This is a genomic window from Cupriavidus sp. MEYA8, from assembly GCF_059278825.1.
This window is the reverse complement of record NZ_CM181222.1, coordinates 23,343-47,664: the sequence shown is the minus strand read 5'-3', so window position 1 is coordinate 47,664 and position 24,322 is coordinate 23,343. Positions and strand designations below refer to the sequence as shown.

The 24,322-nt window shown below is 68.6% G+C and carries 24 protein-coding genes; 8 read left to right on the top strand and 16 right to left on the bottom strand.

Annotation, left to right across the window (positions count from 1 at the left end):
- Positions 1–32: 32 nt before the first annotated feature.
- The 4 genes from AC5WJ1_RS17345 (at position 33) to alaC (ending at position 3,445) form a co-directional block, all read left to right on the top strand.
- Positions 33–731, top strand: a complete 699-nt coding sequence (locus AC5WJ1_RS17345; protein ID WP_494476807.1) for a PadR family transcriptional regulator — start codon at positions 33–35, stop codon at positions 729–731.
- Positions 732–809: 78 nt separating this feature from the next.
- The gene (locus AC5WJ1_RS17340) at positions 810–1,637 is read left to right on the top strand and encodes a siderophore-interacting protein (RefSeq protein WP_494476806.1); all 828 of its coding nucleotides are present in this window, start codon (positions 810–812) and stop codon (positions 1,635–1,637) included.
- Between the two features lie 80 nt (positions 1,638–1,717).
- Positions 1,718–2,110: a hypothetical protein gene (locus AC5WJ1_RS17335; protein ID WP_133093236.1), complete on the top strand. Its 393-nt coding sequence runs from the start codon at positions 1,718–1,720 to the stop codon at positions 2,108–2,110.
- 123 nt (positions 2,111–2,233) lie between these two features.
- Positions 2,234–3,445 carry an alanine transaminase gene (gene alaC / locus AC5WJ1_RS17330; protein WP_494476805.1) on the top strand — a complete coding sequence of 404 codons (1,212 nt, stop codon included), beginning with the start codon at positions 2,234–2,236 and terminating at the stop codon, positions 3,443–3,445.
- 52 nt (positions 3,446–3,497) lie between these two features.
- On the opposite strand, the gene AC5WJ1_RS17325 is transcribed toward alaC, so the two are convergent.
- From AC5WJ1_RS17325 to AC5WJ1_RS17305, 5 genes are all read right to left on the bottom strand, one after another.
- Positions 3,498–4,643, bottom strand: coding sequence for an enoyl-CoA hydratase/isomerase family protein (locus AC5WJ1_RS17325; RefSeq protein ID WP_135702522.1), 1,146 nt, complete (start codon positions 4,641–4,643; stop codon positions 3,498–3,500).
- Between the two features lie 8 nt (positions 4,644–4,651).
- On the bottom strand, positions 4,652–5,422 hold the full coding sequence (locus AC5WJ1_RS17320; RefSeq protein ID WP_494476804.1) for an enoyl-CoA hydratase: 771 nt from the start codon (positions 5,420–5,422) through the stop codon (positions 4,652–4,654).
- Positions 5,419–6,324 (bottom strand): 3-hydroxyisobutyrate dehydrogenase, encoded by a 906-nt coding sequence (gene mmsB / locus AC5WJ1_RS17315; RefSeq protein ID WP_494476803.1) that lies wholly within the window; start codon positions 6,322–6,324, stop codon positions 5,419–5,421. The genes AC5WJ1_RS17320 and mmsB overlap by 4 nt, the downstream gene beginning before the upstream one ends.
- Before the next feature lie 104 nt (positions 6,325–6,428).
- Positions 6,429–7,952 (bottom strand): CoA-acylating methylmalonate-semialdehyde dehydrogenase, encoded by a 1,524-nt coding sequence (locus AC5WJ1_RS17310; protein ID WP_434034068.1) that lies wholly within the window; start codon positions 7,950–7,952, stop codon positions 6,429–6,431.
- Between the two features lie 42 nt (positions 7,953–7,994).
- Complete coding sequence (locus tag AC5WJ1_RS17305; protein ID WP_133093230.1) at positions 7,995–9,128, bottom strand: acyl-CoA dehydrogenase family protein; 1,134 nt, start codon at positions 9,126–9,128, stop codon at positions 7,995–7,997.
- Between the two features lie 181 nt (positions 9,129–9,309).
- On the opposite strand from AC5WJ1_RS17305, the gene AC5WJ1_RS17300 reads away from it, so the two are divergent.
- Entirely contained in the window at positions 9,310–10,326 is a 1,017-nt protein-coding gene (locus AC5WJ1_RS17300; RefSeq protein WP_135703935.1) for an AraC family transcriptional regulator, read from the top strand.
- A gap of 26 nt (positions 10,327–10,352) precedes the next feature.
- On the opposite strand, the gene AC5WJ1_RS17295 is transcribed toward AC5WJ1_RS17300, so the two are convergent.
- The 10 genes from AC5WJ1_RS17295 to AC5WJ1_RS17250 form a co-directional block, all read right to left on the bottom strand.
- Entirely contained in the window at positions 10,353–11,570 is a 1,218-nt protein-coding gene (locus tag AC5WJ1_RS17295; protein WP_195427399.1) for a GGDEF domain-containing protein, read from the bottom strand.
- Between the two features lie 162 nt (positions 11,571–11,732).
- On the bottom strand, positions 11,733–11,870 hold the full coding sequence (locus AC5WJ1_RS17290; RefSeq protein ID WP_165971434.1) for a hypothetical protein: 138 nt from the start codon (positions 11,868–11,870) through the stop codon (positions 11,733–11,735).
- A 126-nt stretch (positions 11,871–11,996) separates the two neighbouring features.
- Positions 11,997–12,839, bottom strand: coding sequence for an S-formylglutathione hydrolase (gene fghA, locus AC5WJ1_RS17285; protein ID WP_494476987.1), 843 nt, complete (start codon positions 12,837–12,839; stop codon positions 11,997–11,999).
- Positions 12,840–12,861: 22 nt separating this feature from the next.
- A complete protein-coding gene (locus AC5WJ1_RS17280) occupies positions 12,862–13,968 on the bottom strand; it encodes an S-(hydroxymethyl)glutathione dehydrogenase/class III alcohol dehydrogenase (protein ID WP_494476802.1) in 1,107 nt (368 codons plus the stop codon).
- A gap of 135 nt (positions 13,969–14,103) precedes the next feature.
- Positions 14,104–15,468, bottom strand: coding sequence for an NTP/NDP exchange transporter (locus tag AC5WJ1_RS17275; RefSeq protein WP_135702534.1), 1,365 nt, complete (start codon positions 15,466–15,468; stop codon positions 14,104–14,106).
- 15 nt (positions 15,469–15,483) lie between these two features.
- On the bottom strand, positions 15,484–16,404 hold the full coding sequence (locus AC5WJ1_RS17270; RefSeq protein ID WP_133093226.1) for an aldo/keto reductase: 921 nt from the start codon (positions 16,402–16,404) through the stop codon (positions 15,484–15,486).
- Between the two features lie 153 nt (positions 16,405–16,557).
- The gene (locus AC5WJ1_RS17265; RefSeq protein ID WP_133093225.1) at positions 16,558–17,919 is read right to left on the bottom strand and encodes a GntP family permease; all 1,362 of its coding nucleotides are present in this window, start codon (positions 17,917–17,919) and stop codon (positions 16,558–16,560) included.
- Between the two features lie 217 nt (positions 17,920–18,136).
- Positions 18,137–18,529: a RidA family protein gene (locus AC5WJ1_RS17260; protein WP_063240271.1), complete on the bottom strand. Its 393-nt coding sequence runs from the start codon at positions 18,527–18,529 to the stop codon at positions 18,137–18,139.
- Positions 18,530–18,587: 58 nt separating this feature from the next.
- Positions 18,588–20,042 (bottom strand): N-acyl-D-amino-acid deacylase family protein, encoded by a 1,455-nt coding sequence (locus tag AC5WJ1_RS17255; RefSeq protein WP_135702538.1) that lies wholly within the window; start codon positions 20,040–20,042, stop codon positions 18,588–18,590.
- Positions 20,043–20,044: 2 nt separating this feature from the next.
- A complete protein-coding gene (locus AC5WJ1_RS17250; protein ID WP_135702540.1) occupies positions 20,045–20,950 on the bottom strand; it encodes a MurR/RpiR family transcriptional regulator in 906 nt (301 codons plus the stop codon).
- Between the two features lie 210 nt (positions 20,951–21,160).
- On the opposite strand from AC5WJ1_RS17250, the gene AC5WJ1_RS17245 reads away from it, so the two are divergent.
- The 3 genes from AC5WJ1_RS17245 (at position 21,161) to AC5WJ1_RS17235 (ending at position 24,090) form a co-directional block, all read left to right on the top strand.
- The gene (locus AC5WJ1_RS17245; RefSeq protein ID WP_195427396.1) at positions 21,161–22,429 is read left to right on the top strand and encodes an amino acid deaminase; all 1,269 of its coding nucleotides are present in this window, start codon (positions 21,161–21,163) and stop codon (positions 22,427–22,429) included.
- Positions 22,430–22,442: 13 nt separating this feature from the next.
- Positions 22,443–23,381: a sugar kinase gene (locus AC5WJ1_RS17240; protein ID WP_135702544.1), complete on the top strand. Its 939-nt coding sequence runs from the start codon at positions 22,443–22,445 to the stop codon at positions 23,379–23,381.
- 64 nt (positions 23,382–23,445) lie between these two features.
- Entirely contained in the window at positions 23,446–24,090 is a 645-nt protein-coding gene (locus tag AC5WJ1_RS17235; protein ID WP_133093220.1) for a bifunctional 4-hydroxy-2-oxoglutarate aldolase/2-dehydro-3-deoxy-phosphogluconate aldolase, read from the top strand.
- Between the two features lie 90 nt (positions 24,091–24,180).
- On the opposite strand, the gene AC5WJ1_RS17230 is transcribed toward AC5WJ1_RS17235, so the two are convergent.
- Entirely contained in the window at positions 24,181–24,312 is a 132-nt protein-coding gene (locus AC5WJ1_RS17230) for an entericidin A/B family lipoprotein (RefSeq protein WP_010814145.1), read from the bottom strand.
- Positions 24,313–24,322: the final 10 nt, after the last annotated feature.

Below are 24,322 nucleotides of genomic sequence, written 5' to 3'. Positions count from 1 at the left end.
TACGATCTATCTTGCGATAGATCGGAGAGCCCATGCGCCACCATCATCACCACCAAAGGTACCCCGACGCGACTCACGGCTCGGTACGCCATGCATTCATGCGACTCGCTCCGCACCCCATGCGTCACGCCATGGGCCGAGGCGGCGCCGGCTTCTGGGGCAACCGAGACGACGACGGCTTCAGTGGCGGCGGCCCCGGCGGCTTCGACAACGATGACTGGCGCCGCGGCCGCAAGTTCAGCGCCGACGACCTGCAACTGCTGCTGCTCAGCCTGCTCGAAGAAAAACCCAGCCACGGCTACGAACTGATCAAGGCGCTCGAAACGCGCACCAACGGCTTCTACAAGCCGAGCCCCGGCGTGGTGTACCCCGCGCTCACCTACCTGGAAGAAGTCGGCTACGCCACCGTCGACACCGAAGGCAACAAGAAGCGCTACCAGTTGTCCGAAACCGGCAAGGCGCACCTCGCTGCCAACCGCGAGCGAGTCGATGTGATGGTGGCCAAGCTGCGCCATGTGGCCCGCAAGATGGAGTGGATGCGCCGGGCCATGAGCGGCGAGCCGCAGCCGGAACCGGAGCAGGGCGGCTGGCTGCCCGAGCTGATGCAGGCGCGTGGCGCGCTCAAGCGCGCCATGGTGATGCGCAGCGAAGCCGGCGCCGACGAGCAGCGCCGCATTGCCGCGATCCTGATGCGCGCAGCTGCGGAGATCGAAGCCGGCCCCAAGGCCTGAGCCGTGGCGCTGGCGCTGGCCTGTGCGATCGGCACCCAGGCCCGGCAAGCGCCGGGCCTGCAACCAAGGAATTCCTCCATGACTGCAAACGCTACTAAATCCCATCGCGATCTGTCCGTGCAGCGCGTGCGCCATCCGCTCAGGATGCGCCTGCTGCAAGTGGTGCGCACCACGCAGGTCACGCCGCAGCTGCTGCGCGTCACGCTGGGCGGCGCCGAGCTGGAAGACTTTGTTTCGGCTTCGTTCGACGACCACGTCAAGGTCTTTTTCCCCGTGGATGGTGCCGACAAGCCGGTGCTGCCGCAGGTGGGCCCGGACGGCATCAGCTTTCCCGAAGGCCAGCCGCGTCCGGCCGCGCGCGACTACACGCCGCGCCGCTACGATGCTGCCGCGCAGGAGCTGGATATCGAGTTCGTGCTGCACGGCGACGGCCCCGCCTCGACGTGGGCGGCGCAGGCGCGGCCGGGCCAGTACCTGGGCGTGGGCGGGCCGCGCGGCTCGTTCGTGGTGCCGACGGGCTTCGACTGGCATCTGCTGATCGGCGACGATACGGCGCTGCCCGCAGTGGGGCGCCGGCTGGAAGAGCTGGGCGCGGAGGCGCGCGCCATCGTCGTCATGGAAGTGGGCGATGCGACCGCGCAGATCGCACTGCCGAGCCCGGCCAATGTCGAGGTGCACTGGCTGCATCGCGGCGATGCGCCCGAGGGCAGCCTGCTGGAAGGGGCGCTGCGCCAGGTCACGCTGCCTCAGGGCGAAGGCTATGTCTGGGCCGCGGGGGAGGCGGCCGCGATGAAGGCCGTGCGCCACTACCTGGTCGGCGAGCGCGGCATCGACAAGAAGCGCATCCGCACATCGGCCTACTGGAAGCGCGGCGACGCGGCGGTGCACGAGACGCTGGACGACTGAGCCACGGCGGCGGCACGGTGTGTACGCGGGCGCGGCGTTGCCATAAGATGGCAGGCAACGCCACCGCCGGGAGGACTGCCGTGCTGCCTGCATCCAAGCCGTCGCGCATCATCGCCGCCGCCGCGGCATCCGTTGCCATGCTGGCCGCCTGTGCGCCGGACGCCGTGCGCAGCCGCCAGGCCACCGACTTCAATGCCTATCTCGATTCGCTGCGGACTGCGTGCCCGAACATGATGGTCGGCACGAACAATATCAGCGAGTGGCTGCGCACCAGCGGCAGCCGCAGCGACGACGATTACGTCTACTGGCTGGACCAGACTTCGCGCCTGTACTACCAGCGCATCTCTGCCCAGCAGTACCGCGATTCGGTCAGTGCGGCGCTGGGCGGGCGCTCCGATTCTCCCGCGCTCGATTGCATCGTGCGCCATCTGCCCGCCAACCGCCCGACCGGTCTGCCTGGCGGCAGGCTCTAGTCATCTGCACACACACCCGTTGTGCAACGGTGGCATCCCCGCTAACATGAGTCCCCAGGCAGCCGAAACAGCGGCTGCCGACGTCGCTCGGACGGTTCCGGGCGCTTACGTAAAGGACTCCACATGACTGCCGCTTCCTCCGGCAAGCGCCGCTTCGCGCGCATCGATCGTCTTCCCCCGTACGTTTTCAACATCACCGCCGAGCTGAAGATGGCCGCCCGCCGCCGTGGCGAGGACATCATCGACATGAGCATGGGCAACCCGGATGGCGCCACGCCGGCGCATATCGTGGCCAAGCTCACCGAGGCGGCGCAGCGGCCCGACACGCACGGCTATTCCACGTCCAAGGGCATCCCGCGGCTGCGGCGTGCGATCTCGCACTGGTACCGCGAGCGCTATGACGTCGAGATCGACCCGGATACCGAGGCCATCGTCACCATCGGCTCCAAGGAAGGGCTGGCGCACCTGATGCTGGCCACGCTGGATCGTGGCGACACGGTGCTGGTGCCCGATCCCAGCTACCCGATCCATATCTACGGCGCGGTGATTGCAGGGGCGGATATCCGTTCGGTGCCGCTGGTGCCGGGCATCGATTTCTTTGCCGAGCTGGAACGCGCGATCCGGGGCAGCTATCCCAAGCCCAAGATGATCGTGCTGGGCTTTCCGTCGAACCCGACCGCGCAATGCGTCGAGCTTGATTTCTTCGAGCGCGTGATCGCGCTGGCGCGCAAGCACGATATCTTTGTCGTGCATGACCTGGCGTATGCGGACATCGTCTTCGATGGCTACCAGGCGCCTTCGATCATGCAGGTGCCGGGCGCCAAGGACATCGCGGTGGAGTTCTTCACGCTGTCCAAGAGCTACAACATGGCGGGCTGGCGCATCGGCTTCATGGTCGGCAACCCCGACCTGGTGGCGGCGCTGACGCGCATCAAGAGCTATCACGACTACGGCACCTTCACGCCGGTGCAGATCGCTGCGATCGCCGCGCTGGAAGGCGACCAGCAATGCGTGCGCGAGATCGCCGCGCAATACCAGTCGCGCCGCGACGTGCTGGCGAAGGGGCTGATCGAGGCGGGGTGGCCGGTGGAGATCCCGAAGGCGTCGATGTATATCTGGGCGCGCATTCCCGAGCCATACCGCGCGCTGGGCTCGCTGGAGTTCGCCAAGCAGTTGCTGGCGAAGGCCAAGGTGTCGGTGTCACCGGGCATCGGCTTTGGCGACTACGGCGACGAGTACGTGCGTTTCGCGCTGATCGAAAACGAATCGCGCATCCGGCAAGCCGTGCGAGGCATCAAGGCGATGTTCCGCGCGGATGGGCTGATCAAGGCCTGATGCCGTGGCAACCTGCGCCGCGGGGTGCGGCGCAGGTGCTGGCTTGTTGCATTCAGGCCGGAAGGGCCAGCGGCAACGGTTGCTCGCCAGGCGCCCACCATGGCCGGAACAGTGCCTGCGCGTCATCCGGCGCCACCGCCTCATAGCTGGTGGTGCGCCAGCGCGGCGCGTTGTCCTTGTCGACGATCAGCGCGCGCACGCCTTCGATGAAATCCCCTTGCGAGAAGGTGTTGACCACCACTGCCAGCTCCATGCGGAAGCAGTCGGCGAGGTCCATGCGCCGGCCGCGCAGCAGCAGTTCACGTGTGGCACACGCCGACAGCGGCGAGCGCGTACGCAGCACGTCGATGGTGCGCGTGGCCCAGGCGGTGTAGAGCGGATCGTCCTGGCACGCCAGGCCGGCCAGGATTTCCGGCAATGTGGCATGCGCGGGGAAGTGGCGCAGCAGCGCGGGCAGCACCTGCAGCAGCGGTGAGTCGGCGGCGCTCGTCACGGGTTCGCGCACCAGCGCATGGCGCAGGTCGGCGAGCACGTCGCGGCCCCACGTAATGCCGGCCAGTGTCTGCTCCAGCGTGGCCAGCGTGCCGCTGTCGACGGCGGCATCGGCCAGGCCGCACAGCAGCGCATCGGCGGCGCCGATGGTGACGCCGGTCAGGCCGAGATACAGCGCCAGCTGCACCGGCAGCTTCGACAGGAAATGGCTGGCACCGACATCCGGCACCAGCCCGATGCCGGTCTCCGGCATGGCCACGCGCGAGCGCTCGGTGACGATGCGCAGGTGCGCGGCCTGCGCCAGCCCCATGCCGCCGCCCATGACGACGCCGTCCATCAGCGCCACCAGCGGCTTGGGATAGCGGTGCAGGCGGTAGTCCAGCGTGTATTCGTCGATAAAGAAGCGCCGGTGCAGCGGTGTGCCGTCGCGGTAGCTGTCGTACAGGGCGCGGATATCGCCGCCGGCACAGAAGGCCTTGGGACCCGCGCCGCGCAGCACGACGGCGCGGATGGCGTCGTCCTGCGCCCAGGTTTCGAGCTGCGCGCCCAGCGCGACGATCATCGGGTACGACAGCGCATTGAGCTGGCGCGGCCGGTTCAGCGTGGCAATGCCGACGCCGTTGACGACGTCGAACAGGGCCTCAGGCTCGGCGGCATCCTGCGTGCCGGCATGGTGCGGCGAGTTGGCCGATTCGGTCAGGCGCATGCGGGCTCCTAGGCGTTGCGCCATTGCGGCGCGCGTTTCTCGAGGAAGGCGTTGACGCCTTCGCGCTGGTCGGCGCCGTCGAACAGGTCGACAAAGCGCTCGCGCTCCAAGGCCAGCGCTGCCTGGCGCGGCACGCCCTGGCGTGCCAGGTGCACCAGCTGCTTGCTGTACGCCGCGGCGCGCGGGCTGACCTTGCAGGCGCGTTGCGCCATCTCCAGCGCAGTGGCCAGCGCCTGTCCGCGCGGCACCACTTGCTCGACCAGTCCGATGCGCAGCGCGGTGGCCGCGTCGACGCGTTCGTTGGTCAGGATCATGCGCTTGGCCCAGCCTTCGCCGACCAGCCACGGCAGCGTCTGCGTGCCGCAGCCGCACGGCAGCAGGCCCACGGCGGCTTCGGGCAGTGCCATCTGCGCGTGTTCCTCGGCGAGGCGGATATCGCAGGCCAGCGCGCATTCCAGGCCGCCACCCATCGCGTAGCCGTTGATGGCGGCGATGACCACGGGGCGCGCGTTCTGCAGCGCTTCGAAGGCACTGCCGAACTGCTGCGCCATCGCGCGCGCATGGGCACGATCACCGTCGGCGAAGCCGTTCAGATCGGCGCCGGCGCTGAAGAATTTCTCGCCAGCACCGGTGACAACGACGGCGCGAATCTCGGGGTTGGCGTCGATCATCGCCACCAGATCGCGCAGCTGCTGCAGGCCGTCGGCGGTGAAGGCGTTGGCGGGCGGTCGGCTCAGCGTCAGCGTGGCGACGTGGCCATCGAGGGCGAATTCGATCATGGCTGGCGCTCCTTGTCGGTGGCGGACAGGTACTGGCGGATCACGCCGGAGAAATCGAGCTGGCCTTCGCCGGCGTGGCTCATGGCCTGGTAGACCTGCTGCGCCAGCGCGCCCAGGAACAGCGGCTGCTTCACGCTGCGCGCGGCATCGGCGGCGAGGCCCAGGTCCTTGAGCATCAGGTCGGCGCCGAAGCCGCCGCTGTAGCCACGGCCGGCCGGAGCGGTATCGATCACGCCGGGCCACGGGTTGCAGGTATCGGACGCCCAGCAGCGGCCGGTCGAGGTATTGACGATGCCGGCCAGCACGTTGGCGTCGATGCCGAGCTTCACGCCCAGCGCCATCGCCTCGGACACGCCGATCATCGAAATACCCAGGATCAGGTTGTTGCAGATCTTGGCGACCTGGCCGGTGCCAGTGCCGCCGCAGTGGACCAGGTTGCGGCCCATGCTGGCCAGCACCGGGCGCACCTGAGCGAACAGGGTTTCGGTGGCACCGACCATGAAGGTCAGCGTGCCGGCCTGAGCGCCGCCGGTGCCGCCGGAGACGGGGGCATCGGCCAGAGAATTGCCGTGCTCCTCGGCGGCGGCGGCCAGCTCGCGCACGGTGGCCGGATCGATGGTGCTGGAATCGACCAGCGGCACGCCCGGGCGCACGCCGGCGAGCACGCCGTCTTCGCCAAGGTAGGCGCTGCGCACGTGTGCGGCGGCGGGCAGCATGGTGATGACAAAATCCGCTTCCGCCACAGCCTTGCGCGCGGTGTCTGCACTGGCTGCGCCGTCGGCGCATAGCGCGGCGACGGTGGCGGCATTGAGGTCGAACACGGTCAGGGTATGGCCGGCTTTGAGCAGGTTGCGCGCCATGGGCGCGCCCATGTTGCCCAGGCCGATGAAGGCGATATGCATGGGGTGTCTCCTTCAGCGAAGGTATTTGAACAACGTTTGTTTTCTCCCCTCTCCCGCTTGCGGGAGAGGGGAGCAGACCGTCGGCCGTTGCGACGTGCCACGCCTCACTTCAAACTGATCGTCGTATTCACCCCGTCATTCACCGTCGCATCGTCAAACCACCGCGCCGTCACCGTCTTGGTCTGCGTGTAGAACTGCACCACCTGCTTGCCATACGGCCCCAGATCGCCCAGCTTGGAACCACGCGAGCCGGTGAAGCTGAAATAAGGCACCGGCACCGGGATCGGGATATTGATGCCAACCTGGCCGACGTCAATTTCGCTCTGGAACTTGCGCGCGGCGGCGCCGCTCTGGGTGAACACGCCGGTGCCGTTGCCGAACGGGTTGCGGTTGACCAGCGCGATGGCGTCGTCCAGCGTTTCGACGCCGATCACCACCAGCACCGGCCCGAAGATTTCTTCCGTGTAGATCGTCATGTCGGTGCCGACCTCGGTGAAGATGGTCGGCCCGATGAAGTTGCCCTGCGGATAGCCCGGCACCTGCACGTTGCGGCCGTCGAGCACCAGCTTCGCCCCTTCGCGCTCGCCGGCGGCGATCAGGCCGAGGATGCGCTCCTTTGCTGCCACCGAGACCACCGGGCCGACATCGGTACCGGGCTCCACGCCGGCGCCGATCTTCAGGGTCTTGGCGCGCTCGACCAACTCAGGCACCCAGTCGCGCGCCGCGCCTACCAGCACCACCACGGAGGTGGCCATGCAACGCTGGCCCGCCGCGCCAAAGCCCGCGCCCGCCAGCGCGTTCAGGGTCTGTTCCTTGTGCGCGTCGGGCAGCACCACGGCGTGGTTCTTGGCGCCCATCATCGACTGCACGCGCTTGCCGTGCGCGCCGGCCAGGTTGTAGACGTGCGTGCCGACCGCGGTCGAGCCGACGAACGACACCGCCTTGATGTCCGGATGCGTGCACAGGGCATCGACCACATCCTTGGCACCGTGCACCACGTTCAGCACGCCCGCCGGCACGCCGGCTTCCAGCGCCAGCTTGACCAGTTCCATGGTCGACAGCGGGTCCTGTTCCGACGGCTTGAGCACGAAGGTGTTGCCGCAGACGATCGCCATCGGGAACATCCACAGCGGGATCATCGCCGGGAAGTTGAACGGCGTGATGCCGGCGCAGACGCCGATCGGCTGCTGCAGCGTGTAGGTGTCGACGGTGGAGGCGACGTTCTCGGCAAAGCCGCCTTGCTGCAGCGTGCCGATCGAGCAGGCGTGCTCGACCACTTCCAGGCCGCGGAAGATGTCGCCCTCGGCATCGGCCAGGGTCTTGCCCTGTTCGGCGGTCAGGATGGCGGCGATGCGCTTGCTGTGCTCGCGGATCAGCGCCTGGTAGCGCAGCATGATGCGCAGCCGTGCGCCGATGGGTGTGTGGCGCCACGTGGCAAAGGCGCGGTGCGCGGCGCCGACGGCGGCGGCGACTTCGCTGGCGGTGGCCAGCGGCACGCGCGCCAGCACTTCCTGGGTGGCGGGGTTGACCACCTGGCGGAACTCGGTGGCGGACGATTCCACCCATTCGCCGTTGATCAGCAGCGGTACGGTCGGCACGGCATTGTCGGTCTTGGGCACTGCGCTCATGGTTGTCTCCGGACGGTGTGGTTGTATGTGGTTGGCAAGGGATTACAGGCTGCGCGCGATCAGCATGCGCTGGATCTCGCTGGTGCCTTCGTAGATCTGGGTGATGCGGGCGTCGCGGTAGTGGCGCTCGACCGGGTAGTCTTCCAGGTAGCCATAGCCGCCGTGGATCTGCAGCGCCTTGGAGCAGACGCGCTCGGCCAGCTCGGATGCGTACAGCTTGGCTTGCGAGGCTTCGGACAGGCATGGCACGCCCTCGCTGCGCATGCGCGCGGCACGGTGCACCAGCAGGCGCGCGGCGTTCAGCTCGGTGGCCATGTCGGCCAGCATGTTGGCGATGGGCGGATGCTCGCGCAGCGGGCGGCCGAACTGGATGCGCTCCGATGCATAGCGGCACGCGGCCTCGAACGCCGAACGCGCAATGCCGATCGCCTGCGCGGCAATGCCGATGCGGCCGCCTTCGAGGTTGGACAGCGCGATGCGCAGCCCCTCGCCAGGCTCGCCCAGCAATGCGTCGTGCGGCACGGTGCAGTCTTCCAGCGTGATGGCGCAGGTGTCCGAGGCGCGGATGCCGAGCTTCTTCTCCGGCGCGTGGACGACAAAGCCCGGCGTGTCGGTCGGCACCAGGAAGGCCGAGATGCCTTTCTTGCCGCGCTCCGGCTCGGTCGAGGCAAACACTACGGCAACGCCGGCGCGCTGGCCGTTGGTGACGAACTGCTTGCTGCCGTTGAGCACCCAGCCATTGTCGGTATAGCGGGCGCGCGTGCGCAGGTTGTGGGCTTCGGAGCCGGCCTGCGGCTCGGTCAGGCAGAAGGCGCCGATCAGTTCGCCGCTGGCCAGCCGCGCCAGGTAGCGTTCCTTCTGCGCATCGGTGCCGTAGTGCAGGATCGGGCCGCAGCCGACCGAGTTGTGCACGCTCATCAGCGTGGCGCAGGCGGCGCAGCCCGCGGCGATTTCTTCGATGGCGAGCGCGTACGCGACATAGTCGGTGTAGGTGCCGCCCCAGTCCTCCGGCACGATCATGCCGAGCAGGCCCAGCGCGCCCATTTCGGCGACGACCTCTTCGGGCAGGCGGCCGTCGCGGTCCCACTGGGCGGCGCCGGCGGCCAGGCGCTCGCTGGCAAAGGCGCGCGCGCTGTCGCGGATCATCTGTTGCTGTTCGGTGTAGTCGCTGTGCATGGCAGGTTGGCGTGGTGGTGTTCAGCGGGGGGCTTTATGTAAAGCGCGTTGGCGCGGCGCCGCATCTGAGGCAGAATGCGCGCTCGGCGTCGTGGCCTGCGGGCAGTGTAGGAACGCCGCGGGCGGGCTCCTATGCCAAAATCCGCCAATCTTCATGAACTCGTTTGCCACCCGCCGGACCATGGAAAAAGGCAGCGTCGCGCTTTGTTTTGTCCACCACGCCATCGCCGGGCTGCAGGCGCGCGGGATCGACCCGGGGCCGGTGCTGCGCAGCGCCGGCATCGCGCCCGAATTGCTGGCAGTGCCGCAGGCCAGGGTGTCGGCGGCCAGCTACAGCGAACTGTGGCTGGGGGTCGCCGCCGCTCTGGACGACGAATTCTTCGGCCAGGATTCGCGCAGCATGAAGTGCGGCAGCTTTGCCATGCTGTGCCACGCGGTCTTCGGCAGCCGCACGCTGGGGCAGGGGCTGGAGCGCATTACGCGGTATTTCCGGCTGCTGCTGGACGATATCGGCGTGCGCCTGGACCGGCACGGGGACGAGGCCGCGCTGGTGCTGACCGCGCCCAACGCGGCGCTGGGGCGGCAGCCCGGCGTGTTCGCCAAGGAAACCATGCTGATCATGCTGCATGGACTGATGAGCTGGCTGTTGCGCCGGCGCGTGCCGGTGCGGCTCGCGGCGTTCGACTACGCTGAGCCGCCTTACAGCGCCGAATACCGCGTGATGTACTCGCGCCAGCTTGCCTTTGACCAGCCGGCCACGGCGCTGGTGTTCGACGCCGCGCTGCTGGACCAGCCGGTGCGCCAGGACGAGCGCAGCCTGAAGGCGTTCCTGCGCGATGCGCCGCATAACGTGGTGGTGAAGTATTCCGACCGCAGCAGCGTCGGGGCGCGCGTGCGCCGGCTGTTGCGCAACCAGCGGCCCGAGCTGTGGCCCACCTTCGAGGCGCTGGCGGTCAGCCTGAACCTGTCGGCTTCATCGCTGCGGCGCCGCCTGATGGACGAGGGCGTGAGCTACCAGGACCTGAAGGACGGGCTGCGGCGCGACCTTGCCATCGAGGCGCTCAGCCATTCGGGCCGCCCGGTGGCGGATATCGCGGCGGAACTGGGGTTTGCCGAGCCGGGCGCGTTCCACCGGGCATTCAGGCGCTGGACCGGCTCGCGGCCCGGCGCTTACCGCCGCGTGGTGGAAGAGGATTGACGGGATTGACGGGGGATTGAAGCGACTCAGGCATCGAGCGCCTGCGCGGTCTCCGTTGCCGCCTGCGTAGCCGCGGCAGGCCCGCTGTGCGCCGCGATGCGGTTGCGCCCGCCCACCTTGGCGCGATACAGCGCCGCATCGGCACGCGCGCTCAGCTGCGCCAGCGTCAGGCCCGGGTGCCAGCCGGCGGTGCCGCCGCTGACGGTATAGCGCACGGTGTGGGTGCCGCCGTCCGCCGCTGCCGTCGTGACCGCATGGCGCTGCACGCAGGCGCGGATGCGCTCGGCCACCGCGCCGGCGCCGGCCTCGCCGGTGGCGGGCAGCAGTACCATGAACTCTTCGCCGCCGAGACGGCCCAGCAGGTCGCCGGGCCGCAGTTGCGCCGCCACCAGCCTTGCGAACGCCTGCAGCACGGCATCGCCGGCCGCGTGGCCGTAGGTGTCGTTGACCGACTTGAAATGGTCGATGTCGACGATCAGCAGTGCGGGCGCCGGCTTGCCGCCGGCGGCGCGCGCCAGCTCGCGCTGTGCGCCTTCCTCGAACGCCTTGCGCGACAGCACGCCGGTCAGCGTATCGGTATTGGCGACCGCTTCGAGCCGGCGCACGATGGCGTCATGGATCATCAGCACCGCGCCCATGGTCATCGCGGGCATCACCAGCGCACCCAGGGTCAGGAACACCGTGTTGAGGAACATGGATTCCTGCAGGTAGGGATTGCCCAGCCACTGCAGCGCCGACAGCGTGCCGCGCACCGCATGGCCGGCGGCGAAAAACAGCGCGAAGCAGGCGGTCGTGATGAAGAACCGTGCCGATTGTCCGCGCGGGCGGCGGCGCAGCAAGGTCAGCGCGATCAGCGCGCACAGCACCGCATGGAAGACCGAGACAATGACGACGCGCGTGGTGAAGACGTCGACGGCATAGCGCCAGACGATCACGCCTGCAGTCGTCACCGCCGTCGCCGCCAGCAACCGCCGCCACGGCGGCACGCCGCCGCAGAAGCGCACGCTGCCGGCGTAGAACAGGGCCAGCGACCACGCCAGCGCGGCGTTGGCAACGCCAACCGACAACAAATCCGGGATCATGCCGCGCAGCGAGAACAGCACCAGCGCCCCGGTCGCGGTCAGGTTGGCATTGCACCATTCGCCTACACCCGGCAGCCCACAGCGGCGCAGCGACCACACGATGGCCAGCATCATGGCGCTGAGCGCGGTCGTGATGGTGAGCAGGGCGATCGGGACGGACATCGGACAGGGCTGGCTGCGGCGTGACGGTAATGCGCCGGTCCGGCGCGACCCGTAATGATACGGGGCGAGCAGGGCCAGCGGGCGCCGCCAGGGGCGCGCCGTCGTGCCGTCCGTGGGATGTGAGGTTGCCGCCGCTTGTGCCGGCGCTGTCGCGGCGCCTGGCTAGTCGGTTCGTCGTGGCGGTTCGTGCGGCTCGTCGGTGCGCAGCACCGGGTCATTGCGCAACAACCATCGCACCGCGATCAGCAGCGCTGCCAGGCAGCCGAGGATATAGCCGCCAAGGGAGACGACGTGGTTCATGATGTGACCCCATCTTGTTCCGGCTCTGAGGCCGGTCGAGCAGCAATTATGGGATCGGGGCCGGCACCGGGCATCCCCTGAATGGGGGCCGGTGCGGGGCTATGGGTGCGCTTGAGCGCTCAGGCGCTAGAGCTGCCCGGCGTGGTGCCGGATATGGTCGGCGATGAAGGTCGTGATGAAGTAATAGCCGTGGTCGTAGCCGCTGTGCCGGCGCAGCGTCAGCGGCTGGCCCGCCGCCTGGCAGGCGGCCTCGAATGCGTCGGGGTGCAGCTGGGTCTGCAGGAACTGGTCGTCCAGGCCCTGGTCGACCAGGATGCCGGCCGGGAACGGCGCGCCTTGCTGGCGCACCATCAGCTCGGTGGCGTCGTACTGCGTCCATGCCCCACGGTCGATGCCGAGATAGCCGGTGAAGGCCTTCTCGCCCCACGGGCAGCGCATCGGCGCGGCGATCGGCGCGAATGCCGACACCGAGCGGAAGCGCCCGGGGTGGCGCTGCGCCAGCACCAGCGCGCCGTGGCCGCCCATCGAATGCCCGAAGATCCCCACGCGCGACGCCTCGCCCGGCAGCGCGGTGGTGACCAGGTCGAACAGTTCCTCGGCGACATAGCTTTCCATGCGCCAGTGCCGGCTCCAGGGCGCCTCGGTGGCGTCGACGTAGAAGCCCGCGCCCGCGCCGAAGTCCCACGCATCGGCCTCGCCCGGCACGCCCGCGCCGCGCGGGCTGGTGTCGGGCGCGACCAGCATCAGGCCGTGTTCGGCGGCAAAGCGCTGCGCGCCGGCCTTGATCATGAAGGTTTCTTCTGTGCAGGTCAGGCCGGCCAGGTAGAACAGCACCGGCACCTTGGCGCCGCCCTGCGCCTGCGGCGGCAGGAACACCGAGAAGCGCATCGGCAGCCCGATCGCCGCCGAATCATGGCGGTAGAAGCGCTGCACGCCGCCATGGCAGCCGTGTTGCGAGATCAGTTCCAACAGTTCCATGTCGGCGCCGTCCTCAGTACAACACCACCGAGCGGATCGACTCGCCGCGCTTCATCAGGTCGAAGCCTTCGTTGATGCGCTCCAGCGGCAGCGTGTGCGTGATCAGGTCGTCGATATTGAGCTTGCCTTCCATGTACCAGTCGACGATCTTGGGCACGTCGGTGCGGCCGCGCGCGCCGCCGAAGGCGGAACCCTTCCATTCACGGCCCGCCACCAGCTGGAACGGTCGCGTCGAAATCTCCGCGCCGGCCTCGGCCACGCCGATGATGATCGACTTGCCCCAGCCCTTGTGGCAGCACTCCAGCGCCTGGCGCATGACCTGCGTATTGCCGATGCATTCAAACGAGTAGTCCGCGCCGCCATCGGTCAGCTGGATGATGTGGTCGACCACGTTCTCGACCTGCTTCGGGTTGATGAAATGCGTCATGCCGAACTTGCGCGCCATGGCCTCGCGCGCCGGGTTCAGGTCCACGCCGATGATCTTGTCGGCACCGACCATCTTTGCGGCCTGGATCACGTTCAGGCCGATGCCGCCGAGGCCGAAGACCACCACGTTGGCGCCGGCTTCCACCTTGGCGGTGAACAGCACCGCGCCCACGCCGGTGGTCACGCCGCAGCCGATGTAGCAGACCTTGTCGAACGGCGCATCGGGGCGGATCTTGGCGAGCGCGATCTCCGGCACCACGATGTGGTTGGCGAAGGTCGAGGTGCCCATGTAGTGGAAGATCGGCTTGCCGTCGAGCGAGAAGCGCGAGGTGCCGTCCGGCATCAGGCCCTTGCCCTGCGTGGCGCGGATCGCCTGGCACAGGTTGGTCTTGCGCGACAGGCAGAACTTGCACTGGCGGCATTCCGGCGTGTACAGCGGAATCACGTGGTCGCCGGGCTTGAGCGAGGTCACGCCGGGGCCGACGTCGGTGACGATGCCGGCGCCTTCATGGCCCAGGATCGCCGGGAAAATGCCTTCGGGATCGGCGCCGGACAGCGTGTAGTAATCGGTATGACAGATGCCGGTGGCCTTCACTTCCACCAGCACTTCCCCGGCGCGCGGGCCGTCCAGGTCCACGTCTTCGATGGTCAGCGGGGCGCCGGCTTTCCAGGCGATGGCGGCTTTGGTCTTCATGGGGTCCTCCGGGGAAAAGATGTACGGATGGGCTCGGCGGCGGGCAAAGACACCGGCAACGCAGGCCCGAGCGCAAGAGCAAGACTATACGACCATCCGGTGACACCAGGCCAGTGCCAGGTTCTGAAGCAGGGATCAGCGCGAAGTCGTGGTCGCGCCTTCGGCCCCGGCGTGGCGGCTCGCCTCCCGCGGCGCCAGCTCGGTCTCGTGCCGCCGCCCCAGCCACCATCCCAGTGCTGCCCATGCCAGCGCCAGCCCGGCACCCGCCAGGGCGACCGTGGCGGGTTGGCCGGAAATCGTATCGATGGCGGTCTTGACCCATGCGCTGACCGCATCGCCGGCGCGATAGACCGCGGTGTCGATCACGTTCTTGGCCTTGTACTTGGTCTCGGGATCGACCACCGTGAACAGCATCTCGCGCCCGGGCCGCAGCAGCGCATACTCGCCCACGCGCCGCAGGATCATCACGCCCGCAAGCACGCCGAAGGTCGGCACCAGTGCCAGCACCACGAAGCCCGCCGCGACCGCCAGCGGCACCGCGGTCAGCAGCAGCGTGACGCCGTAGCGCCGCGCCATGCGGCCGGTGAAGAACAGCTGGACCAGGATGGTCAGCGCCTGGACCGTGGCGTCGAGCGCGCTGAAGACCTGGGTTTGCCGTGTGCGCTCGGGGAAGGCCTCGGCCACCAGCCGCGCCTGCTCGAAATACAGGAAGGTGCTGGCCGTGGCCAGCAGGATCACGAACAGCCCGATGCCGAGCAGGTAGCGCGAGCGCAGCAACAACGCCAGCCCCGCCCACAGGCCGCCGCCGACCGGGTTGGCGGGATCGCTGGCGGCATCCGCGGGCACTTCATGGCCCGCGCCGGCTCGGCGGCGCCAGCCGAACAGCCAGCCCACCCCCGGCAGCGTCGCGGCGAGCAGCGCCGCGGACAACAGCATCAGCCCCGTCAGCCCGATGCGCGGCACCAGCCAGCCGCCCAGCACCGGCCCGGCCAGCCCGCCCGCGCTGGCGCCCGCGGCCAGCAGCGCGAACAGCCGCCGCGCCTGCTCCGGCCGGAACACGTCGGCCATCAGGCTCCACGCCACGGACACCACGAACAGGTTGAACACCGACAGCCACACGTAGAACACGCGCGCCAGCCAGACATCGTCCGGCCGTGCGCGCGTGGCGAAGGCAAAGGCGAGCAGGTTGGCGATAAAGAACGCGTAGACCCACGGCACGAAGCGCCGCCGCGGCAGCCGCGCGCACACCGCGCCGTACACCGGGATCGCCGCCAGCATGACGACGAAGGTCGCGGTAAACAGCCATTGCAGGTTCTTCACGCCGCCGGCGATGCCCATGGTCTCGCGCACCGGGCGCAGCATGAAATAGCTGGCGAACAGGCAGAAGAAGAACAGGAAGCCGGCCACCACCGCGCCGGCCTCGCCGGGGCGGATGCCGAAGCCGCGCCGCAGCCGTGCCAGGCCGCCGCCGGCGGATGCGTCGCGATCGGGTTCGTCCATGCGGCCCGTCGCGCCTCAGGCCAGCAGCGCGGCGATGCGCTCGCGCTGGCCCGGATCGGGCATGCGCCCCAGCGCGGCGCCGAGGTTATCGGCCATATTGCGCGGCTTGGAGGTGGCGGGGATGGCGGCGGTCACCGCCGGATGGCTGACGATGAATTTCAGGAACAGCTGGCCCCACGAGCCGCAGTCGATGTCTCCGGCCCACTGCGGCAGCGGCCGGTCCTTGACCACGCGGAACAGGCGGCCGTCCTGGTACGGGCGGTTGACCAGCACCGCGACGCCGCGCTCCTGGCACAGCGGCAGCAGCACGCGCTCGGCATTGCGCTCGGCCACCGAGTAATTGACCTGGACGAAATCGACGCGCTCGTTGCGCACGATCCGCTCCAGCGCCTCGTGCGCGTCGTCGCGGTAATGGGTGATGCCCAGGTAGCGGATGCGGCCCTGTTCCTTCAGCTCCCGCAGGAAGCGCAGGTTGCCTTGCCAGTCGATCAGGTTGTGCACTTGCAGCAGGTCGACCTTGTCCACGCGCAGGTCGGCCAGCGAGCGCCCCCACTGCGCCTGCGCCGGGGCGCCGGACTGGGCCGAGATCTTGGTCGCCAGGAACACGCGCTGCCGGGCGTTGGCCGCGCGCAGCAGGTCGCCGGTCACTGCCTCGGCGTTGCCATAGCTGGGCGCGGTGTCGATGACCGAGCCTTCGGTGCGCAACAGCATCGCCATGACTTCGGCGAGCGGCTTGCGTTCGGTGGCTTCGCTGCTGACGTTGAAGGTGTCGGCCGTGCCCATGCCCACGACGGGCAGGGCCTCGGTGGTGCCGGGGATGTTGCGGCGCATCGGGACGGCAACGGTGGCGGCCCCGGCGGATAGAGGGGCGATGGCGGCGGCGCTGGCGGTCAGCCCGGCGGCCAGGGCCAGGAATGAGCGGCGGTCGATTGGCATGGAAGCGCTTCGGGACGGGTCATACACTGGTTGACCTTAGGCGCTTGCCGGAGCCTTGTAAACCGTTGCTTCAGTGCGTTATCCGGCACGCCGCGCAGCGCGGGCACCGCCGCGCGCACCCGGCGGACAGGTGCGCGGTACGGCTTTCGCGCCTCAGACCACCGTGGCCAGGCCCAGCGTCAGCAGCAGCGCCACCACCGAGATGATGGTCTCGCACACCGACCAGGTCTGGAAGGTCTGCGTCACGGTCATGTTGAAGTACTCCTTGACCAGCCAGAAGCCGCCGTCGTTCACGTGCGACAGGATCAGCGAGCCGGCGCCGGTGGTCAGCACCAGCAGCTCGGGCCGGGTGCCCGGCACGCTGGCGGCGATCGGCGCGACGATGCCGGCGGCGGTGGTCATGGCGACCGTGGCCGAGCCGGTGGCGATGCGGATCATCACCGCGACCAGCCAGCCCAGCACCAGCACCGACACCTGCGCGCTGGTGGCGACATCGACGATGGCCGTGGAGATCCCCGAGTCGCGCAGGATGCGGCCGAAGCCGCCGCCGGCGCCGACCACCAGCGTGATGATGGCGGTGGGCGCCACGCACTCGTTGGTGAACTTCAGGATGGTTTCGCGGTTGAAGCCGCGCGCCTTGCCGAAGGTGTAGAAGCTCACCAGCGCGGCGATCAGCAGCGCCATCACCGAGTTGCCGATCAGCTTGAGGAAGTCGTTGGCAAAGGTCTTGGGCGTGGTGAAGACGTCGGCCCAGCTGCCGATCAGCATCAGCATCACCGGCAGCAGGATGGTGAACACCGTGATGCCGAAGCCCGGCAGTTCGTGCGATTCCTTGACGCGCTCATCCTCTTCGGTGAACTGGTCGGCCAACGGGTTGACCTCGGGCAGCTTGACATAGCGGTCCATCAGCTTCGCAAACAACGGCCCGGCGATGGCAGCCGTGGGAATGCCCACGATCAGCGCGTACATGATGGTCTTGCCGATGTCCGCGCCGTACGCGGTCACGGCCAGCAGCGCGGCCGGATGCGGCGGGATCAGGCCGTGCACCACCGACAGGCCGGCCACCATCGGGATGCCGACCACCACCATCGACGTGCCGGTGCGCTTGGCCACGTTGAAGGCGATCGGCACCAGCAGCACGAAGCCGACCTCGAAGAACACCGGCAGGCCGACGATAAAGGCGATGGTCGCCATGGCCCAGTGCACGTTCTTGGCGCCGAAGAAATCGATCAGCGTGTTGGCGATGCGTTCCGCGCCGCCCGACTCGGCCATCATCTTGCCGAGCATGGTGCCCAGGCCCACCACCAGCGCGATATGGCCGAGGGTGCCGCCGACACCGGCTTCGAATGACTTGACGATGTCGCCCATCGGCATGCCCACGGCAAAGCCGAGCAGCACCGAGACGACAACGAGGGTAATGAAGGGGTTGAGCTTGTAGCGCGCGATCAGCACCACCAGTGCGATCACGGCGATCAGCGCATACACCAAGAGCGTGGTTCCGGTGACGGGACCCATATTGTCTCCTTGTGTGGAATAAAGGCCGCTTGTGGCGGCAGCAGAGGTTTAGGCTTGTTGTTTTCTTCCCTCTCCCGCTTGCGGGAGAGGGATTGGGGAGAGGGCGGGCGCGTGGCAAGCACCGTGGCGGCTCACTTCGTGGTGACGCCGGCCCTCTCCCCCGCGCGGGAGAGGGGAGCAAACAGTCGGGAAGCAGTTAATCAACCAGGCAGCAGGCTCAGGCCGCCGGCTTCTTGTACGCGATGCAGTCCACTTCGACCTTGCAGTCCACCACCATGCTCGACTGCACGCAGGCGCGTGCCGGGGGGTTGGCGCCGAAGTATTCCTTGAAGATCTTGTTGAACGAGGCGAAGTCGCGCGCATCGTCCAGCCACACGCCGCAGCGGACCACGTGCTCGGGGCCGTAGCCGGCCTCGGCCAGGATCGCCAGCACGTTCTTGATGGCCTGGTGGGTCTGCGGCACGATGCCGCCATCGATCAGCTCGCCGCCGACCATCGGCACCTGGCCGGAAACGTAGAGCCAGCCGTCGGCCGCCACTGCGCGCGCAAAGGGCATGTGCGCGCCGCCCTGGCCGGTGCCGCCTTCCACGCCGAATCGTTTGATGTCCATGGGTACTCCTGGAATTTGTTGCCGGGAAAAAATTGAAAGAAAAGGGAGAGGGAGCGAATCAGTCGGCGCCGCGCGCCAGGAAGCGTCCTGCGCGGATGCCGGTCGGCTGCCGCTGCTGCCATGACAGCTCGCCATTGACCCAGACCGCGGCAATGCCTTCGGCGGGCTGCATCGGGTCGGTGAAGCTGGCGGCGTCGCGGATGGTCGCGGCGTCGAACAGCACCAGGTCGGCCCAGTAGCCTTCGCGCACGAAGCCGCGGCCATGCAGGCCGAAGCGCTCGGCGGACAGGCCGGTCATCTTGTTCACGGCGACGGTGAGCGGGAACAGCTCGCGGTCGCGCGCATAGTGGCCCAGCACGCGCGGGAACGCCCCCCACAGGCGCGGATGCGGCAGCGGGTCGTTGGGCAGGCCGTCCGAGCCGACCACGGTGGCGGGGTGGCTCAGGATGCGGTCGACGTCTGCATCTTCCATGCAGTGGTAGACGGCGCCGGCGGGCATCAGCCGGCGCGCGGCCTCGTACAGGTCGACCTGCCATTCGGCGGCGATATCGGCCAGCAGCCGGCCGCCCATCTCGGGCGCGCCTTCGGACCACGTCACCATGATGTCGAAGTCGCTGGTGACCTGCTTCAGGTCCAGCGTCGACGAGCTGGCGGTATAGGGATAGCAGTCGCAGCCCACGGGCTGCCAGCGCTGCGCGCCGTCGAGTGCGTCGAGCACTTCGGTGCTGCGGCCCCAGTTGTCCACGCCCGCGCATTTCAGGTGCGAGATCACCACCGGCACGCGCGCATGGCGGCCGATGCGGAAGGCTTCGTCCATGGCGTCGAGGATCTCGGCGAACTCGCTGCGCAGGTGCGTGGCGTAGAGCGCGCCGGCATGGGCCAGCGGCTCGGCCAGCGCCAGCACTTCCTCGGTCGGCGCGTTGAAGGCATTGGCGTAGGCAAGTCCGGTGGACAGGCCCAGCGCGCCGTGCTGCAGCGACTCTTCCAGCTGCGCGCGCATGGCCGCGATTTCCGCGGGCGTGGCGGCGCGGTCGAGCCGGTCCATATGGTTGCTGCGCAGCGCGGTATGGCCCACCAGCGCGGCGACGTTGATCGCGGGCTGCGCGGCATCGACGGCGTCGACGTAGGCCTTGAAGCTGGGGTAGCGGAACGCGTCGGCATGGCCGAGCAGGTTCATCGGGTCGGGCGGCTCGCCGGAGAGCGTCACCGGCGCGGCGCTGATGCCGCAGTTGCCGACGATCACGGTGGTCACGCCCTGCGACAGCTTGGGCGTCATCTCGGGCTGGCGCACCACGTTGGTATCGTCGTGCGTATGCACGTCGATAAAGCCCGGTGCCAGCACCAGGCCGTGGCCTTCGACCACGTGCGCGGCGGCATCGGGATCGATCGCGCCGCCTTCATCGATGCGGGCAATGCGGCCGTCGCGCAGCGCCACGTCGGCCAGGCGCGCGGCGGCGCCGGAGCCGTCGATCAGCGTGACAAGGCGGATCAGGGTATCGAACAGGTGTGGCATGGTCAGTCTCCCAGCGGCTGGCGGCTGTCCGGGCCCAGGGTGGGGCCGCTCTCACCGCGGTGGCTGTCCAGCACGTACTTGAGCCGGCGCAGGCGCTCCTTGCTCTGGTCCTGCTGCAGCAGCGCACACTGGGTGGCCAGCACGTCCAGCACCATCAGCATCGCGTAGCGGGACGCCGACGGCTTGAAAATGAAATCCGTCTCCAGCGTGCGCACCGGCAGCAGCACGTCGGCGCGTGCGGCCAGCGGCGAGCCCAGCGCGGTCACCGCGACCAGCTTTGCGCCGTATTCGCGCGCGATCTCGCAGCTGGCCAGCATTTCCGGCACGCGCCCGCTGGCCGAGAACGCCAGCACCACGTCGTCGCGGCTCAGCGTGGCCGCCACCATCTTCTGCAGCAGCCCGTCCTGGTAGCTGGCCACCGGCTGGCCCAGCCGCGCCAGGCGGTGGCGCGCCTCGTCGGCCAGGAACGACGAGCCGCCACCCATGCCAAAAGCGTAGACCATGCGTGCGCCCAGCAACAGGCGCGCGGCGTCTTCGATGCGCTGCGCGTCCAGCAGGCCGCGGTTGACTTCGAGCGCGGTCAGGATGTCGGCATGGATGCTGTCGGCCAGCGTTGCCGGGGCTTCGGCAGCTGCATCGGCGCCGCCGGGTTGCAGGAAACGCGCACCCACCGCGGTGGCCTGTGCCAGCCGCAGCTTCAGGTCGCGCACGTCGCGGCAGCCGATGGCCTTGGCGAAGCGGGTCACGCTGGCCTCGCTGACGCCGGCCTTGCGCGCCAGCTCGTTGATGCTCGCGGCGGCGGCGCCGGCCAGGTCTTCCAGCACCACCTGCGCGACCTTCTGCTCGGCCAGGCGCAGCGCGGGGCCGCGCTCGGCGATGCGGGTCAGGATGTCGAAGGGCGCGGTCATGGTTGGGTGGCTGGGGGCAGGGCCGTGAGGCAAAGTGACGCAGGCGGCGGACGCTGTCCGCAAGGGCTATAACAGTGACGGGCGCGAGCTTGGGCGTTGTCTCTGCGGTTCCCTGTGTGCTGTCAACGTGTTACTTTATAACAAGGATGAAATATCTTATTTTCAGGGGTATCATTACGTCAATCAGATTTTTTCAGGGTGATGACAAGCATGCGTGAAATAAAGTATCAGGCCGGCGTGATCGATCCGCTCAACAAGGCGCTGGGGCGGCTGGAGGCCCCGCTGGCACCGGACGCCGCCCGCACCGGCTGGAGCCTGCTGCAGGAAGAACTGAGCCTGCCGGCCGCGGTGCTTTACGAAGACCGGCTTGCGCACAACCTGGAATGGATGCGCCGCTTTATGGGCGAGTACGGCGTGCAGCTTGCGCCGCACGGCAAAACCACCATGGCACCCAAGCTGTTCGCGCGCCAGCTTGGCGCCGGCGCGTGGGGCATCACGCTGGCAACCGCGCACCAGACCGCCGCGGCGCATGCGCACGGCGTCAAGCGGGTGCTGATGGCCAACCAGCTGGTGGGCCGCCGCAACATGGAAATCATTGCGGACCTCCTGCGCGACGATCCGGGCTTCGAGTTCTTCGCGCTGGTGGACTCCGCCGCGCTGGTCGACCAGCTCGGCAAGTTCTTCAAGGAGCGCGGCCAGACGCTGCAGGTGCTGCTGGAGCTGGGCGTGGCGGGCGGGCGCACCGGCGTGCGCGACGACGCGCAGCAACAGGCCGTGCTCGACGCGCTGGCGCGCTGGCCGCAGGCGCTGTCGCTGGCGGGTGTCGAGATCTATGAAGGCGTGCTGAAGGAAGAGGCCGATATCCGCGCCTTCCTGCAGCGCACCGTGGCGGTGACGCGGCAGCTGGCGCAGCAGGGCCGCTTCGGCCGCAGCCCGGTGGTGATGTCGGGCGCGGGCTCGGCCTGGTATGACGTGGTTGCCGAGGAATTCGCGCGCACCGACATCGGCACGCCGATCGACATCGTGCTGCGCCCCGGCTGCTACCTGACCCATGACGTGGGCATCTATCGCGCCGCGCAGCAGCGCATCCTGGCCAGCAACCCGGTCGCGCAGAAGATGCGCGAGGGCCTGCTGCCGGCGCTGCAGCTATGGGCCTACGTGCAGTCGATCCCCGAGCCGGACCGCGTCATCATCGGCATGGGCAAGCGCGATGCTGCCTTCGATGCCGGCATGCCGACTCCCGCGCAGCTGTACCGCCCGGGCAGCGAGGCGCCGGTCGACGTGCCCGCGCACTGGGAAGTGACCGGCATGATGGACCAGCACGCCTACCTGCAAATCAAGCCGGGCGACGACATCCAGGTCGGCGACATGGTCGCCTTCGATATCTCGCACCCTTGCCTGACCTTCGACAAGTGGCGCCATATCCCGGTGCTGGATCATGACCTGCGCGTGATCGACATTGTGCAAACCTTCTTCTGAGGCGGGCCACCCCATGAGCATCGATATCCTGGCCTACGGCGAGCCGCTGGTGGAGTTCAACCAGCAGCCCGACGATCCCGACCGCTACCTGCAGGGCTTTGGTGGCGATACCTCCAACTTCTGCATCGCCGCGGCGCGGCAGGGCGCCAGCACCGGCTATATCAGCGCGGTGGGCGCCGATACCTTCGGCGAGCGCCTGCGCGCGCTGTGGACGCAGGAGCGGGTCGATACGCGCTACGTCCACGTGGACCCGTCCGCGCCGACCGGCGTCTACTTTGTCTCGCACGACAACCACGGCCACCGCTTCGACTACCTGCGCGAAGGTTCCGCCGCCAGCCGCTACCAGCATGAGCAACTGCCGCTGGGCGCGATCGCCGCGGCGCGCTACCTGCACCTGTCGGGCATCAGCCTGGCCATCAGCACCAGCGCCTGCGATGCGGGCCTGGCGGCGATGGAGCATGCGCGCAAGGCCGGCACCAAAGTCACGCTCGACACCAACCTGCGCCTGCGGCTGTGGTCGCTGGCGCGCGCGCGCGGCATCATGCGCGAAGCGTTCGCGCTGACCGACGTGTGCCTGCCCAGCTGGGACGACATCACCGTGCTGACGGGGCTGGACGACCGCGATGCCGTCGTCGATTACCTGCTCGGCTGCGGCATCGGCCTGGTGGCGCTCAAGCTGGGCGAGGAGGGCGCTTACGTGGCCACGCCCGAGTCGCGCACGCTGGTGGCGCCGTATCCGGTCAAGCCGGTCGATGCCACCGGTGCCGGCGATTGCTTTGGCGGCAGCTTCGTCGCGCGCCTGGCGGCGGGCGCCGACCCGTTCGAGGCCGCGCGCTACGCCAACGTGGCCGCGGCGCTGTCCACCACCGGCTATGGCGCGGTGGCGCCGATCCCCGATGCGCAGACCGTGATGGCCCGGCTGGCCGAATCGGTTTCGGTGATTGGCGGCTGAGCGGCGGCTAAGCCGGCTGCATTCCCTGACTTTGCTTTCCTGAACCCTTTATCCCGAGACCGACATGCAAAACCAGACTTCCCCGCTGCTCCCCCTGCTGGCCGATGTGCCGGTGATCCCCGTGCTGGAATTCCATTCGGTGGATGAGGCCCTGCACGTCAGCGAGGCGCTGGTCACCGGCGGCCTGCCGCTGCTTGAGATCACGCTGCGCACGCCGGTCGCGCTGGAAGCCATCAAGGCCGTGGCCGCCGCGCTGCCGCAGGCGTACGTGGGCGCCGGCACGGTCCTGACGGTCGAGCAGCTGCATGCCGTGCGCGATGCCGGCGCCAAATTTGCCGTGTCGCCCGGCCTGACCCCGTCGCTGGCGCAGGGCGCGCAGGGCGCGGGGATCTCGCTGTTGCCGGGCGTGGCCACGGCCAGCGAGGCCATGCTGGCGCTGGAGGCCGGCTTCACCTTCCTGAAGTTCTTCCCGGCGCAGGCGGCCGGCGGGGTGCCGATGCTCAAGTCGCTGGGCGGACCGCTGCCGCAGTTGCGCTTCTGCCCGACCGGCGGCATCGATGCCGCGCTGGCGCCGACCTACCTGGCCTTGCCCAACGTGGTGTGCGTGGGCGGGTCGTGGGTGGTGCCCAAGGACGCGGTTGCCGGCAAGGACTGGGGCCGTATTCGTTCGCTGGCCGAGCAGGCACGCGCGCTGCGCAGCAAGGGCTGAGCGCAATGCAAAAACGGCACGCCGCGGGGCGTGCCGTTTTTGCTGCAGACGCGGCCAGGCCGCGTCATTGCGCGGTTGTGGCGGTCCGGCTTACTTGTGCCGGTCCGCCGAGCTTTCCAGCTTCTGGCCGCCGCGCTGAATGTCTTGTCCGAGTCCTGCCATCGTGTTGCAGCCAGCCAACAGGGTGGCAAACAGAACGCACCAGATCCAACCTTTCTTCACGCCGGGCTCC

Coding starts and splice junctions, on each gene's coding strand:
- mmsB (WP_494476803.1), bottom strand. CDS start 6,324: ATGCATATCGCCTTCATCGGCCTGGGCAACATGGGCGCGCCCATGGCG.
- AC5WJ1_RS17325 (WP_135702522.1), bottom strand. CDS start 4,643: ATGCGCCTGACCGAATCGGCCAACTCGCCGCACCATGCCGGCACGCAG.
- AC5WJ1_RS17245 (WP_195427396.1), top strand. CDS start 21,161: ATGCGTGAAATAAAGTATCAGGCCGGCGTGATCGATCCGCTCAACAAG.
- AC5WJ1_RS17275 (WP_135702534.1), bottom strand. CDS start 15,468: ATGGACGAACCCGATCGCGACGCATCCGCCGGCGGCGGCCTGGCACGG.
- AC5WJ1_RS17260 (WP_063240271.1), bottom strand. CDS start 18,529: ATGGACATCAAACGATTCGGCGTGGAAGGCGGCACCGGCCAGGGCGGC.
- AC5WJ1_RS17310 (WP_434034068.1), bottom strand. CDS start 7,952: ATGAGCGCAGTGCCCAAGACCGACAATGCCGTGCCGACCGTACCGCTG.
- AC5WJ1_RS17300 (WP_135703935.1), top strand. CDS start 9,310: ATGGAAAAAGGCAGCGTCGCGCTTTGTTTTGTCCACCACGCCATCGCC.
- AC5WJ1_RS17345 (WP_494476807.1), top strand. CDS start 33: ATGCGCCACCATCATCACCACCAAAGGTACCCCGACGCGACTCACGGC.
- AC5WJ1_RS17255 (WP_135702538.1), bottom strand. CDS start 20,042: ATGCCACACCTGTTCGATACCCTGATCCGCCTTGTCACGCTGATCGAC.
- AC5WJ1_RS17270 (WP_133093226.1), bottom strand. CDS start 16,404: ATGCCAATCGACCGCCGCTCATTCCTGGCCCTGGCCGCCGGGCTGACC.
- AC5WJ1_RS17290 (WP_165971434.1), bottom strand. CDS start 11,870: ATGAACCACGTCGTCTCCCTTGGCGGCTATATCCTCGGCTGCCTGGCA.
- alaC (WP_494476805.1), top strand. CDS start 2,234: ATGACTGCCGCTTCCTCCGGCAAGCGCCGCTTCGCGCGCATCGATCGT.
- AC5WJ1_RS17340 (WP_494476806.1), top strand. CDS start 810: ATGACTGCAAACGCTACTAAATCCCATCGCGATCTGTCCGTGCAGCGC.
- AC5WJ1_RS17265 (WP_133093225.1), bottom strand. CDS start 17,919: ATGGGTCCCGTCACCGGAACCACGCTCTTGGTGTATGCGCTGATCGCC.
- AC5WJ1_RS17320 (WP_494476804.1), bottom strand. CDS start 5,422: ATGATCGAATTCGCCCTCGATGGCCACGTCGCCACGCTGACGCTGAGC.
- AC5WJ1_RS17240 (WP_135702544.1), top strand. CDS start 22,443: ATGAGCATCGATATCCTGGCCTACGGCGAGCCGCTGGTGGAGTTCAAC.
- AC5WJ1_RS17295 (WP_195427399.1), bottom strand. CDS start 11,570: ATGTCCGTCCCGATCGCCCTGCTCACCATCACGACCGCGCTCAGCGCC.
- AC5WJ1_RS17280 (WP_494476802.1), bottom strand. CDS start 13,968: ATGAAGACCAAAGCCGCCATCGCCTGGAAAGCCGGCGCCCCGCTGACC.
- AC5WJ1_RS17250 (WP_135702540.1), bottom strand. CDS start 20,950: ATGACCGCGCCCTTCGACATCCTGACCCGCATCGCCGAGCGCGGCCCC.
- AC5WJ1_RS17305 (WP_133093230.1), bottom strand. CDS start 9,128: ATGCACAGCGACTACACCGAACAGCAACAGATGATCCGCGACAGCGCG.
- AC5WJ1_RS17235 (WP_133093220.1), top strand. CDS start 23,446: ATGCAAAACCAGACTTCCCCGCTGCTCCCCCTGCTGGCCGATGTGCCG.